Raw genomic sequence first — 12,896 nt, forward strand, 5'->3', positions numbered from 1 at the left:
GTAGCCCCGCGTCCGAGGTTCCAGGACGCGGGGCTATTTCCCTTCTGACGCCCACACCGGCTTGTCCGGGTCCGCCACGACAACGACAACGGCCCCGCGTCCCGTACCGGGACGCGGGGCCGTTGCCTGAATCCTTAGCTCAGCAGGCCGACCGAGGTCAGCCACTCCTGGGCGACCTTGGCCGCGTCCGGCTTCTCCGGCGCGTTGAGCTTGCCGTTCAGCTCGATCAGGGCCTCGGTGGTCAGCTTGGCGGAGATGCCGTTGAGGACCTCGGCGACCTCCGGGGTCGCCTTCGCCTTGTTGGCCAGGGGGACGACGTTCTGGGCGGCGAAGTTCGACTCCGGGTCCTCCAGCACGACGAAGCCGTTGGCGGTGATGGCCGGGTCGGTGGTGAAGAGGTCGGCGGCCAGGACGGCGCCGGTCTTGAGGGCGTCGACGGTCAGCGGGCCGCCGACGTCGAGGGACTTGTACTCCTTGATCTTCAGGCCGTACTTCTCCTGCAGGCCGGGGATGCCGTCGGCGCGCTTCTGGAACTCCGGCGGGCCGCCGAAGACGACGTCGTCGGACTTGGCCAGGTCGGCGATGGACTTCAGGCCGCGCTCGTCGGCGGTGGCCTTGGTGACGACGACGGCGTCCTTGTTCTCCGCGGCCGACTGCTCCAGCACGGTCAGCTCCGGCGGCAGCGCCGTCTGCAGCGCCTTGTAGACCGCGTCGGACTCGCTGGCGCCGGACTGGTCGCCGAGGTGGGTGAGCAGGACGCCGGTGTACTCCGGGATCAGGTCGATCGAGCCGTCGAGCAGGCCGGGGTAGTAGGTCTCGCGGCTGCCGATGTTGAGCTTGCGCTCGACGGTGATGCCCTTGTCCTCCAGGGCGGCGGCGTAGATCTCGGCGAGCAGGGTGCTCTCCGGGAAGTTGGCCGAGCCGACGGTGATCGTCCCGGCGGGGGCCGGGGAACCGCCCGGCGCCCCGGTCGTCGTGGCTGCGGGGGTCAGCGGGTCGGACCCGCCGCCGCAGGCCGCCAGGGCCAGCGTTGCGACCGCGGCGGTCAGGCCCGCGAGTGCGCGCTTCATCGAGATCTCCTCACTTGGTGGTTTCGCAGGCCCGGTGAGACCACCAGCCACTGCACGCCCGTCAAGACCAGCTCGACGAGCACGGCCAGCAGCGCGATGAGCACCGCGCCGCCCGCCATCTGCTCGAACTCCCGGAACGCGTACCCGTCGATGACGAAGCGCCCCAGACCGCCGAGGGAAACGAAAGCGGCGATGCTGGCGGTGGCGATCACCTGTAGCGTCGCCGTGCGCAGCGCGCCGAGGATCAGCGGCAGCGCGTTGGGCAGCTCGACCTTGAGCAGCACGTCGCGCTCGCGCATGCCCATCCCGCGCGCGGCGTCCACAACGGACCGGTCGACGTTGCGCACGCCCGCGTAGGTGCCCGCCAGCAGCGGCGGGATGGCGATGAGCACCAGCGCGATCGTCAGCGCCTCCACCGCCAGCAGCACGCCCATCGCCAGCACCAGCAGGATCAGCAGACCCAGCTCGGGCAGCGCGCGGAAGGAGTTGACGAACCCCACCACGAACGTCGTGCCCTTGTTCGTGTGTCCGATGTAGGCGCCGAGCGGGATCGCGATGACCGCGGCGATCAGGACGGCGACCGCGGTGTACTGCAGGTGCTCGGCGATGCGCTGCGGGATGCCCGGGGTGCCGAAGGTGGTGGTCCAGTTGGCCGGGTCGCTCAGCCAGCCCCACAGTTTGTCGAAGATGTTCACGCGCGCTCCCTGGCCCACGGGGTGAGCAGGCGCCCGACGACGTTGAGGATCGCGTCGACGATGAGCGCCAGCAGCAGGATCAGCACGATGCCCGCGATGATCTCGGCGTAGTTGGTGCGCTGGAAGCCCTCGGTGAGGAACCCGCCGAGCCCGCCGACGCCGATCAGCGCGCCCACGCTGACCAGGCTGATGTTGGACACCGCCGCGACCCGCACGCCCGCGATCAGCACCGGGACGGCCAGCGGCAGCTCCACGGCGAAGAAGCGGCCCGCGCGGCGGTAGCCCATCGCGGTGGCCGCGGCCGTCACCGACTCCGGCACGGCCGACAGCGCGTCGGCGACGGCGCGCACCAGCAGGGCGACGGTGTAGACGGTCAGCGCGACCTGCACGTTGAGCGGGTCGAGGATCTGCGTGCCGATGATCAGCGGCATCATCACGAACAGCGCCAGCGACGGGATCGTGTACAGCAGTCCGGCCGCGGGCACCAGGATCAGGCGGGCGATCCGCCAGCGGGCGGCGGCCCAGCCCAGCGGCAGCGAGATCAGCAGCCCGGCGACGACCGGGACGAGCGCCAGCCACAGGTGCTGCACGCTCACCCTGCCCAGGTCACCGAGGTGGTCGATGACCCAGTTCACGTCGGGACCTCCCCGGAGCGGCGGGCCGCTGCCAGGGCCTCGATGACGCTGGCCGCGTCCACCCCGCCGACGACGGCGCCGCTGTGGTCGACCGCGATGCCCCACGCCGACGGCGAGCTGAGCGCGGCGTCCAGGGCGTTGCGCAGCGACCCGGCGGTGCCCGCCGACTCGGAGTCCACTTCGTACAGTGAGCCGCCGGAGACGAGGTCGGACTCGGCGATCGCCGAATCCCCCTTGGCGGCGAGGATGTCCGAGGAGATCCAGCCCAGCGGCCGGTTGCCCTCGTCCACCACGACGGCCCACCCGGCGCGGGAGAGCTTGCCGCGCGCCTCGGCCGCGGCGATGCCCAGGGGCACGGTCGAGACCGGGCCGAGCGGGATCTGCTGCCCGTCGAGGAAGCCGAGCGCGCGGTAGCCGCGGTCGCGGCCGATGAAGGAGGAGACGAAGTCGTCCACCGGGGCGGCAAGCAGCGCGGCGGGCGTGTCGAACTGGGCGAGCTTGCCGCCCACGCGCAGCACGGCCACCTTGTCGCCGAGCTTGACGGCCTCGTCGATGTCGTGGGTGACGAAGACGATGGTCTTGCCCAGCTCGGACTGCAGCCGCAGCAGCTCGTCCTGCAGGTCCTCGCGCACGATCGGGTCCACGGCGCTGAACGGCTCGTCCATGAGCAGCACCGGCGGGTCCGCGGCGAGCGCGCGGGCGACGCCGACGCGCTGCTGCTGGCCGCCGGAGAGCTGCTTGGGGTAGCGCTTGCCGAGTTCGGCGGGCAGGCCCACCGTCTCCAGCAGCTCCGAGGCGCGGGCGCGGGCCGCGCGGCGGGTGGCGCCGGTCAGCAGCGGGACGGTGGCGATGTTGTCCAGGACACTGCGGTGCGGGAACAGACCCGCGTGCTGGATCACGTAGCCGATGCCGCGGCGCAGCTGCGCCGGATCGCGGTCGGTGATGTTCTCTCCCGCCAGGCGGATCTCACCCGAGCTGGCGTCGATCATGCGGTTGATCATCCGCAGCGAGGTCGTCTTGCCGCAGCCAGACGGTCCCACCAGGACGGTGACCTGGCGTTCCTCGGCGGTAAGGGTCAGTTCGTCCACAGCGACCGTGCCATCCGGGTAGCGCTTGGACACGGCTTGGAACTCGATCACCCGGGGCCCCTCCGGGTCGAGGACGGCACCTTGCCGGCCGTTCGCGACGCTCGACCCTAACCCGTTGGTCCGACTGTGGCAGGGCATCTCAAGATCCGGCATCCGCCGATCGGCCATCCGGCGCAGTCTCCGTAAGCTCGCCCGGTGTCCCTGACCTCGTTCCTCGCCGCCCGCGGCGTGCACGCCCGCGCCTTCCATCCCATCATCGGACTCCTCGCCGCGGACTGGCAGCCCCTGGACGAGCTGGTACGGGCGTCCGCCCTCCCGCGCAGGACCGTGGAAGACCTCCTGGCCTGCGAAGACGTCGAAAGTCGCGACGGCAGGTGGCGCCTGGCCGCCCCCGTGCCTGCCATCCCGGAGCGCGCGTCCCTGGACGGCATGGCCACCGTCCTGAAGAACGTCCCCCGCCCCCTGCGCGCCCTCGACCACGTCCAAGCCGACCTGGCGACGGTCCGCAAGCGCGCCGAGTGGCTGGATGACACCTACGCACTGACCGGCGCTCACCTCGTCTGTGTCGGAGACCACGACCTGACCGCCCTCGCCGCGTGCATGGCCCGCCCCACCTTGCGGGCCACCGTCATCGACGTCGACGACCGCCTCCTGGAGTACGTCGACACGGTGGCGACCTCACTGGGTCTGCCCATCCGCTGCCTGCACGCCGACTTCCGCTTCGGCCTGCCCCCCGCCGTGGCGGGAACCGCCGACCTGGTCTTCACCGACCCGCCGTACACCCCCGAGGGAATGCGCCTGTTCCTGGCCCGAGCCGTCCAAGCCCTGCGCGGTCCCGAAGGCCGGGTGATCGCCGCCTACGGCTACAGCAAGCTCGCCCCCACCCTGGGCCTGAAGGTCCAGCGCGAGATCCTCTCCCTGGGCCTGGTCACCGAAGCCGTCCTCCCCGCCTTCAACCGCTACCACGGCGCTCAGGCCGTAGGCAGCGCCGCCGACCTCTACGTCCTCCAGCCCACCTCCTCAACCCCCACCCAGGCCACCACCCCCACCGCCATCTACACCCACGGCCCGCAATCCCTGGAAGCCACCACCACCGCACCCGAAGCCGTCGGAGCCCTGCTGGCCAAGTCCGGCGCCACCACCCTCACCCCACCGGACTGGACCTCCCCCTACCCCCGAGGCCCCTTGGCCTTCGACCTCACCCCCGACCCCGGCCCCTGGCTCTCCCGAGTCCTCCTGGCCGCCCCCCGAACCCCCGTCACCGCCCTGGTGGCCAACAACCACCCCGACACCACCAACCAAGCCGCCCAGGAATCCCTCAAGTCCTTGCTGGCCAACAAGTTCACCCTGACCTTCCACCGCAGCACCCCCACCAACAAGCACGCCGTCATCACCGCCACCCCCCTCCCCGCCACCACATCAGCGGCCGACCTCCTGAACCGCCCCCACGGCAAACTCGCCAACATCTGGCGAGAAGCCCTCATCAAGCACGCCCCCACCCCCCTCACCAAGCGCGACGCCCGAGCCCGGGTGTCAACCCTGGCCCCGAACCTCACCGACGAGCGCCTGATCGACCTCCCCCGCCACCAGGTAGCCCACGTCCTCACCACCGCCGCCGAATAGCTCCTCCTCCGCGCGGCGCACGAGGACGAACACCAGCCGACAACGTTCGGCTTGGCCCGACCTGGCCTTGCCCGAGGCCAACCCCATCGGACCCCGCCCACCCAACGCACCCACCCGCGGAGCCGAGCGAATATCCGGCCCCCCGCCGCCAGGTTATCCAGGCACACCCTCTCACCGCACCCAGCACACGACACCCTGTGGACAACCGAGGCACCCCGACGCGCGAGCCCTTCAGCTCCGCCCTTCCTCCACGTACCGCTTCAAGTTCGCCAACGTCGACGCGATGTTCGCCTTGTTCAACCCCACCCGATCCGGCTCCCCCGTGATCATGATCGCGAACGGGATGAACCACGGCGGAACCTGTAGCCAGTTCGTCTCAGTCACCAGACATCCCTCGGGAACCGAGGAAACCTCATACTCCCACCGGGAGATCAACGTCTTGAACGGCGTCCGCACCGTGTAGGCGAACCGCAGCCCAGGCTCGCACTCCACCACCGTGCACGTCGTCGTCCACCGACGCCAGCCGTTCCGGTTGCTCCCGCTGAACCGAGCCCCCACCTCAGGAGCCCCCGAGGAGAGCCACTTGCAGCTCACCAGCTCCGATGCGAACTCAGCCATGAGCACCGGATCGGACACGCACGCCCACACCTCCGAGACCGGCGCGTCGATCACGACCTGCCCACGAGCCGTGGGTTCCGCTGCGATGGCTGTCATGTCACCAAGCAGACCAGCAACCACCCTCGGACACAATGCCCCGTTCTTGCGCCCCGCAACCACAGGATCTGCTCACGCCCCGTTGGGAATCCGTACCGGCCCCTGCTTGAGCAGTTCACGGAACCGCTCGGCGGGCAGCGGCCGCGACATCAGCCACCCCTGGTAGGCGTCCACCCCCACCCCCCGCAGCACGTGGAACTGCGTGGCGTTCTCCACCCCTTCGGCGACGCACCGCCGTCCCATGGCCCGCGCCATGTCCACCAGCGCACGCGCGACCGCGAAGTCCGAGGCGTCCGTCGCCACCCCGGAGACGAACCGCCGGTCGATCTTGATGATCTGCGCGGGCAGCTCCTTCAGCCGGGCCAGCGACGAGTACCCCGTCCCGAAGTCGTCGACCGCGAAGCGCACCCCCCGCTCCACCAGCTCGTCCATCGCCTCGCGGCTGCGTGACGGCAGATCGATCAAGCTGGTCTCCACCAGCTCCAGCACCACCCGGTCCCAGGACAGCCCGGTGGCCGCCACCGCCGCCGAGACCGTGTCCACGAAGTCGGGGTCGCCCGGCACCAGGCCGCCGAGGTTGACCGCGATGCCCACGCCGCCGCCGAGCGTGCCGCCCGCCAGCTGCGGCCAGTCCGACGCCTCGGCGAACGCCGCGCGCAGCACCCAGCGGTCGAGTTCGCCGAGGAGGTCGCCCTGCTCGGCGACCGGCAGGAAGTCGCCGGGCATGAGCAGGCCGCGCTCGGGATGCGGCCAGCGGACGAGGGCCTCGGCGCTCAGGATCGTGCCGTCGGAGCCGACGACCGGCTGGTAGTGCAGGATCAGCTGGTCGTTGGCGATGGCCTCGCGCAGCTGGCCTTCCAGCATCATCTGGCTGTTGGCCGAGGCGATCAGCGCGGCGCTGGCCAGCGACACCCGCCCCGTGCCGCGCTCCTTGGCGGCGAACATGGCCGCGTCGGCGTAGCGCAGCAGGTCGGCGCCGGTGGTCTCCGGGCCGCTGGGGACGGCCGCGCCGATGCACGCCGAGACCCGCAGCAGCTGCCCGCGCACCGGAACCGCCGTGCGCAGCAGGCCCGCCGCGGTGTTGGCCAGCGCCTCGACCCCGCCCGCTTCGGCGACGTCGGAGCAGATCACCACGTACTCGTCGCCGGACATGCGCGCCACCGTGCACGAGGGCGGCAGGCCGCGCTCCAGGCGCCGGGCCAGGGCGGTGATCAGCTCGTCGCCGACGTCGTGGCCGAGGGAGTCGTTGACGCGCTTGAAGTTGTCGACGTCGCAGAACAGCAGGGCGATGCGGTCGAAGTCGCGGCCGCCGAGCAGCTTGCCCAGCAGCTCCTTGACCGCGGCCCGGCCCGGCAGGCCGGTCAGCTCGTCGTGGGTGGCCTGGTAGCGCAGGCGCTCGGCGGCGCGGCGGCGGTCGGTGACGTCGGCGAAGACGACCAGCCAGTAGCGCTGGCCGTCGTCGGAGACCGACACCGTCGAGGTCAGCTCGCAGTAGACCGGCTTGCCCGCGGCGGCCATCAGCACGCACTGGCCGCTCTGGAAGGCGCGGGCGCGGCGCGGTTCGCGGTCGTCGGGGTGGGTGAGCTGGTCGGCGGTCATCCCGCGCAGCCGCTCCAGGTCCATGCCCAGCAGCGAGCACAGCGCGTCGTTGGCGTCGACGAGCCTGCCCGCGTCGTCGAAGAGGCCGATGCCGACCGGGGTGATGGCGACCAGGTCGGTGAAGCGCTTGCTGGAGCGCTGCATGCGCGTCTCGGTCGAGCGCTGCTCGGTGACGTCCTGCGCGGTGCCGATCATCACGACCGGATCGCCGTCGGGGCCGGCGGCCTCGCCGCGGATGCGGAACACGCGGCGCTTGCCGTCGGGGCGGATGACGCGGTGCTCGCACTCGACGGGGCGGTGCGTGGTGGCCAGCTCCTGCCAGCGCTGGTCGACCCAGCCGCGGTCGTCCGGATGGACGATCTTCATGTAGTCCGAGTAGGAGATGGGCGTGCCCGGTTCGACGCCGCCCAGCTCGTAGAGCATGGACGACCACAGGCACTCGCCGGTCTCGGTGTTCCACTCCCAGGTGCCCAGCCTGGCCACCCGCTGGGCCTCGCGGAACAGCCTGCTCTCCTGGCTCAGCAGCCGTTCGAGGTGGCGGACCTTGGTGACGTCCTGGACCGTGCCGTGGATGCGTTCGCCCTGGTCGCGGATGGTGCGGGCGCGCACGAGGAAGACCCGGTCGCCGTCGCCGTCGCGCAGCTCGACCTCGACGGGCTGGGTCGAGCGGTGCGCGTGCACGCGGGCGCGGAACTCGGCCAGGCGCTCCCGGTCGTCCGGGTGAACCAAGGCGGCCAGCTCCTCGATCGCGGTGTCGCGGCCGACGCCGACCAGCGAGCGCAGCCCGTCGGACAGGTAGATCTCGCCGGAGTCCAGGTCGAGCATCCAGGAGCCGAGCCTGGCGATGCGCTGCGACTCCAGCAGGAGCGCTCGCTCGGTCGACGGATCGTCGTCATAGGTGACGACGGCTGGGTCGACGACGACGGGTTCCTCGACGGCGGGCGTGGCGGCCTCCGGGCTCTGGGCCTGGCCACCGGGGTCGAACCCGGTGGCAGGGACCCTGGGCGGTCCGCCGCGCACGACATGCTCGGCCACGGCGCGTTCCCTCCACCCTCGACGAGTAGGCGGGGTGGGCACCGCTGCCGAGCATCCCGCCGGGCCCTCAGGCTACCCCGTCTTCTTTCGCTGCCCGCGCCACCGCCGCGGCGACCTCGGGAGCGACCCTGGGGTCGAGGGCGCTGGGCACGATCCTGTCAGCGGCAAGGTCCTCTTCCGCAACTCCCAGGATGGCGTCCGCGGCGGCCAGCTTCATGCCCTCGGTGATGCGCCGGGCGCCGGAGTCCAGCGCCCCGCGGAAGATGCCGGGGAAGGCGAGCACGTTGTTGATCTGGTTCGGGAAGTCGCTGCGCCCGGTGGCCACGATCGCCGCGTGCCGGGCGGCCACGGCGGGGTGGATCTCCGGCTCGGGGTTGGACAGGGCGAAGACGATCGGGTCGGGCGACATCGCGCCGACCAGCTCGACCGGCAGCTTGCCCGCGGACAGGCCGACGAAGACGTCGGCGCCGTCGAGGGCCTCGGCCTGGCCGCCGCGCAGCCCGGCCTTGTTGGTGACCGCGGCCATCTCGCGCTTGATGGGGTTCAGGCCGTCGCGGTCGGGGTGGATGATGCCTCTGGAGTCCAGCAGCGTGATGTCGCCGACGCCCGCGGCCAGCAGGATCTTCGCGCAGGCGATGCCGGCCGCGCCCGCTCCGGCGATCACGACCCGCTGCCCGCCGAGGTCCCGGCTGAGGACCTTGTTGGCCCCGCGCAGGGCGGCGAGCAGCACGATGGCGGTGCCGTGCTGGTCGTCGTGCATGACCGGGCAGTCCAGCGCCTCGATCAGCTTCGCCTCCAGCTCGAAGCAGCGCGGGGCGGAGACGTCCTCCAGGTTGACCGCGCCGAAGGAGGGCCGCAGCCGCACGAGGGTCTCGACGATCTCGTCGACGTCGGTGGTCTCCAGGACCAGCGGGATCGAGTCGAGTCCGCCGAAGGTCTTGAACAGGGCCGCCTTGCCCTCCATGACCGGCAGCGACGCGGCCGCGCCGATGTCGCCGAGACCGAGCACCGCCGTGCCGTCGGAGACCACGGCCACCAGCCGCGAAGCCCAGGTGTAGCGCTCGGCGAGCTTCGGGTCGCGGGCGATGGCGCTGCTCACCTTCGCCACCCCGGGGGTGTAGGCGATCGCCAGCGACCGCGGGTCCGCGAGGGGCTTGGTCACCGCCACGCCGAGCTTGCCGCCCTCGTGCGCGGTGAAGATCTCCTCGTCGGTGACGGGTGCTGTCACGGTGTCCTCGTTCAGTGCGGTCATGGGCGTCCCTCCTGCTCGCACCGCCGGGAACTGCTCGGCGCGGAAACGGGGTGTCGCCGGAAGGTAGCCCTGAGTGCTGACACTCGACTGGCGTTCAGGGCGCGCTCTCGGCTGGTGTGGAAGGTGCGGGAACCCGGGGGTGTGGGTCCGCGGAGTGGCGCCGGTCGGGCACCGCGGTGGCCACAGTGTGGCAGCAGCGATCACGGTTGTCTGCGGCGGATATCACAAACAGACGAGCTTTTTCGCAGGTCAGAAGCGGTTTCGCAAGACGTCCGTCCGGTTTGCGAGCGCCGGTTAACAAGTTCGGAGCGTGACTGAACAGTTCCTTGTCCGGCACGCACTACGCTTGCCTCGTGCACATCCGCGAGCTTGCGATCCCCGGTGCGTTCGAGTTCACCCCCCGCTCTTTCCCGGACGACCGCGGCGTGTTCGTCTCCCCGTACCAGTCCGACGCCCTGTTCGAGGCGGTCGGCCACCGCATGACCGTCGCCCAGACGAACCACAGCATCTCCCGGCGGGGCACCATCCGCGGCATCCACTTCGCGGACGTGCCGCCGTCGCAGGCGAAGTACGTGTACTGCCCGCGCGGGGCGCTGCTCGACGTCGTGATCGACATCCGCGTCGGCTCCCCCACCTTCGGCAAGTGGGACGTCTCCCGCCTGGACGCCGTCGACTGCCGCTCGGTGTACGTGCCCGAGGGGGTGGGCCACGGCTTCATCGCCCTGGAGGACGACACGGCGATGAACTACCTCTGCTCGACCCCGTACAACCCGGCGGGCGAGCACGGCATCACGCCGATGGACCCCAAGCTGGCCCTGCCCTGGCCCGCCGACATCGAGCCCCTGCTCTCCCCCAAGGACGTCGCCGCGCCCACCCTCGACGAGGCCCTGGCGGCCGGCCTGCTCCCCCTGTACTCCGACTGCCTGGCCTTCTACGACAAGCTGCGCAGCTCCTAGCGCCGCCGCTGCACCGCTCTCCGGCGCCGCGTCCCGAGCCTGGACCCTCCGGGCTACAGACGCCGAGGTCGAGGCCACAAGCGAGCCCGCACCACCGCGTGCACCCGCGCGGACCCGAGCTGCCGCGAGTCGGTGGACCCGAACTCGTTGTCCCCCCGCACGTGCCACCCACCCCCCTCCGCCCGCACCGCCCGCTTCACGCTGAGCTGCCCGGGCCGCCCAGCCCAACTGACCAGCACCACGGCCCCCGCCACGACCTTGCCCCTGGTGGCGAGCACCACATCCCCGTCCCCCAGAGTCGGCGACATCGACGGCCCCCGCACCACCACCCGCCGAACCGGCCACCACCCGAGCGGTCCCACTTCGATCACCTCCACCTGCCCGCCCGGGATGCCCGGAGTAGGGTCGATCGCGTCGGAGCATCCCCTTTTGCAAGCCTGGAGGAACAATGCGACTCCTGTCGCGATTCTTCTCCCCGCGCCTGGAGGCCACCGCGCACTGCGACCTCCCCTGCGGCGTCTACGACCCGGCTCAGGCCCGCATCGAAGCCGAGTCCGTCAAAGCGGTCCAGGAGAAGTACCAGAACAACGAGGACCCCGAGTTCCGCACCCGGGCCGTCCTCATCGCCGAACAGCGCAGCGACCTGGTCAAGCACCACCTGTGGGTCCTGTGGACGGACTACTTCAAGCCCCCTCACTTCGAGAAGTACCCCCACCTCCACGACCTGTTCAACCGCGCCACCAAGGCAGCGGGCGCCTCGGGCACCAAGGGCTCGATGGACCCCGCCACCGGCGCGGCACTGCTGGACCTGATCGCGGAGATCGACAAGATCTTCTGGGAGACCAAGCAGGGCTGACGCTAGATGGTCGGCGCCGACCATCGGAGTTCCGGTGGTCGGCGCCGACCATGTTCGTGGACGTTCTCACCAGTCGGACTCATCGATCAACCCGTTGGCCCTACCGTTGTTGATCTCGGCGACCTCAGCTCGGTACCGCGCGAGGAGCGTCTCGTTGGCCGCCGACGTCAGCACCATCCGGATGGGCAGGAGGTCAGGGGTGCCCGCCACCTCAGGCAGCCGGTCCACGTGAGCGACGAGGTCGTCGATGAACCGGTCGATGGCGGCAATCTCGTCGTCCAAGAGCCGCGAGAGGGCGTCCCTGGCCGCCGCCAACCCCGTGGGCACGTAGATGTTCCGCACGTGCCCGGTCCAATCCAGCATGCGCTCCAGGAGTTCCAGCAGTCGCCTCGCCAGGTGCCTGATCCGCTCGGCGTCCCCGTCTCGCCGAAGGCCCACTCCTGGACGTGCGGTTTCAGGATGTTGTCCAGCTGTTCGCGGAATCCGCCGACCATGCCGAGCCTGGTGTTGAAGATCCCCAACGCCACCGTGAGACTAGCGGGGGCGAAGACTAAGCCCGCCAGGCGCATCTCGTGGTCCATCACCTTCTCGGCGAAGCCCTCCGACTGCCAGAGCCTCAGGTCGATGTAGCCGACCGTCTCGGCAATGCCGGGCACGGAGGTCTCATCGAATCTGGCTGGGAGGCTGCGACGCTGCCTGCGCTCACCCGCGAACGACAGGCAGACGTCGTAGCGGTACGTGCGCACGTCCCCCCTGGTGCTGGTTGGTCTCAACCTGGGTGATGGGGCGAGAGGGGTCAAGCGGAGGCCTGGATTGGGAAACCTGGATCAGACCGGTGACACCCGAATGGTGATCGTCGCGCTGACCACCTCGATGCCGTGGCGGTCGCGGATCGAGACCGGGACGGGGACGTCCACCGGCTCGGTGGGGAACTCGGGGATGCCGTCCAGGCGGGCGACGGCGTGGAGGCTGGTCTTGGCCTTGGAGATGTAGCGGACCGTCATGCCCGCGGGGATCCAGCGGTGGGTGGGGGGAACCGTGGCTTCGGCGAGCATGCCCATGGCGATCTCGGCCAGGTTGCAGGCGGCGATGGCGTGGAAGGTGCGGATGTGGTTGTGGACGCCCCACCACTTCGGGGCGCGCACCTCGCAGTGGCCGGGGCGCAGGGCGACCACCGTTGGCAGGATCGTGCCGAAGTAGGGGACCCGCAGGACCATTCCGGCCGAGAAGAGGCGGTGGCCCAGGGGGACGGTGGAGAGGCGCTGCCAGAGGCGGTAGGTGGCGGTCGTCGCGGTCACGGACGACAAGCTACCCATGGGTAACAAGTTCGGCAAGGTCGTCGGGGCGGCAGCGGGGTGGGAACCGGCATAGGG

The 12,896-nt window shown here is 70.8% G+C and carries 12 protein-coding genes; 3 read left to right on the forward strand and 9 right to left on the reverse strand.

All coding sequences use genetic code 11. From position 1 onward, the window contains the following. Window positions 1-134: 134 nt before the first annotated feature. Genes ACFPM7_RS28280 through ACFPM7_RS28295 form a run of 4 tightly spaced genes read right to left on the reverse strand, consistent with a single transcriptional unit; the run spans window position 135 to window position 3,539 of the window. Window positions 135-1,070, reverse strand: coding sequence for an ABC transporter substrate-binding protein (locus ACFPM7_RS28280; protein ID WP_378250866.1), 936 nt, complete (start codon window positions 1,068-1,070; stop codon window positions 135-137). Next, entirely contained in the window at window positions 1,067-1,765 is a 699-nt protein-coding gene (locus ACFPM7_RS28285) for an ABC transporter permease (protein ID WP_378250867.1), read from the reverse strand. The genes ACFPM7_RS28280 and ACFPM7_RS28285 overlap by 4 nt, the downstream gene beginning before the upstream one ends. Next, window positions 1,762-2,400 carry an ABC transporter permease gene (locus ACFPM7_RS28290; protein WP_378250868.1) on the reverse strand — a complete coding sequence of 213 codons (639 nt, stop codon included), beginning with the start codon at window positions 2,398-2,400 and terminating at the stop codon, window positions 1,762-1,764. Before ACFPM7_RS28290 ends, ACFPM7_RS28285 begins: the two co-directional genes overlap by 4 nt. Further along, complete coding sequence (locus ACFPM7_RS28295) at window positions 2,397-3,539, reverse strand: ABC transporter ATP-binding protein (RefSeq protein WP_378250869.1); 1,143 nt, start codon at window positions 3,537-3,539, stop codon at window positions 2,397-2,399. The genes ACFPM7_RS28290 and ACFPM7_RS28295 overlap by 4 nt, the downstream gene beginning before the upstream one ends. 144 nt (window positions 3,540-3,683) lie before the next feature. Between ACFPM7_RS28295 and ACFPM7_RS28300 the strand changes: the two genes are divergently transcribed. Further along, entirely contained in the window at window positions 3,684-5,111 is a 1,428-nt protein-coding gene (locus tag ACFPM7_RS28300) for a bis-aminopropyl spermidine synthase family protein (RefSeq protein WP_378250870.1), read from the forward strand. 231 nt (window positions 5,112-5,342) lie between these two features. On the opposite strand, the gene ACFPM7_RS28305 is transcribed toward ACFPM7_RS28300, so the two are convergent. From ACFPM7_RS28305 to ACFPM7_RS28315, 3 genes are all read right to left on the reverse strand, one after another. Continuing rightward, window positions 5,343-5,825 (reverse strand): SRPBCC family protein, encoded by a 483-nt coding sequence (locus ACFPM7_RS28305; protein WP_378250871.1) that lies wholly within the window; start codon window positions 5,823-5,825, stop codon window positions 5,343-5,345. A 72-nt stretch (window positions 5,826-5,897) separates the two neighbouring features. Continuing rightward, a complete protein-coding gene (locus ACFPM7_RS28310) occupies window positions 5,898-8,459 on the reverse strand; it encodes an EAL domain-containing protein (protein ID WP_378250872.1) in 2,562 nt (853 codons plus the stop codon). A 67-nt stretch (window positions 8,460-8,526) separates the two neighbouring features. Continuing rightward, on the reverse strand, window positions 8,527-9,711 hold the full coding sequence (locus ACFPM7_RS28315) for an NAD(P)-dependent malic enzyme (RefSeq protein ID WP_378250873.1): 1,185 nt from the start codon (window positions 9,709-9,711) through the stop codon (window positions 8,527-8,529). A 353-nt stretch (window positions 9,712-10,064) separates the two neighbouring features. Between ACFPM7_RS28315 and ACFPM7_RS28320 the strand changes: the two genes are divergently transcribed. Together ACFPM7_RS28320 and sodN are read left to right on the forward strand one after the other, a co-directional pair. Further along, a complete protein-coding gene (locus ACFPM7_RS28320) occupies window positions 10,065-10,667 on the forward strand; it encodes a dTDP-4-dehydrorhamnose 3,5-epimerase family protein (protein ID WP_378250874.1) in 603 nt (200 codons plus the stop codon). 448 nt (window positions 10,668-11,115) lie between these two features. Then, window positions 11,116-11,523, forward strand: coding sequence for a superoxide dismutase, Ni (gene sodN, locus ACFPM7_RS28325; protein WP_378250875.1), 408 nt, complete (start codon window positions 11,116-11,118; stop codon window positions 11,521-11,523). A gap of 66 nt (window positions 11,524-11,589) precedes the next feature. Here the strand turns inward: sodN and ACFPM7_RS28330 are convergent, their stop codons facing one another. Then, a complete protein-coding gene (locus tag ACFPM7_RS28330; protein ID WP_378250876.1) occupies window positions 11,590-11,961 on the reverse strand; it encodes a hypothetical protein in 372 nt (123 codons plus the stop codon). A gap of 389 nt (window positions 11,962-12,350) precedes the next feature. After that, entirely contained in the window at window positions 12,351-12,821 is a 471-nt protein-coding gene (locus ACFPM7_RS28335) for a hotdog fold domain-containing protein (protein ID WP_378250877.1), read from the reverse strand. Window positions 12,822-12,896 lie beyond the last annotated feature (75 nt).

The sequence above is a fragment of the Actinokineospora guangxiensis genome (assembly GCF_042657845.1).
Lineage (GTDB): Bacteria > Actinomycetota > Actinomycetes > Mycobacteriales > Pseudonocardiaceae > Actinokineospora > Actinokineospora guangxiensis.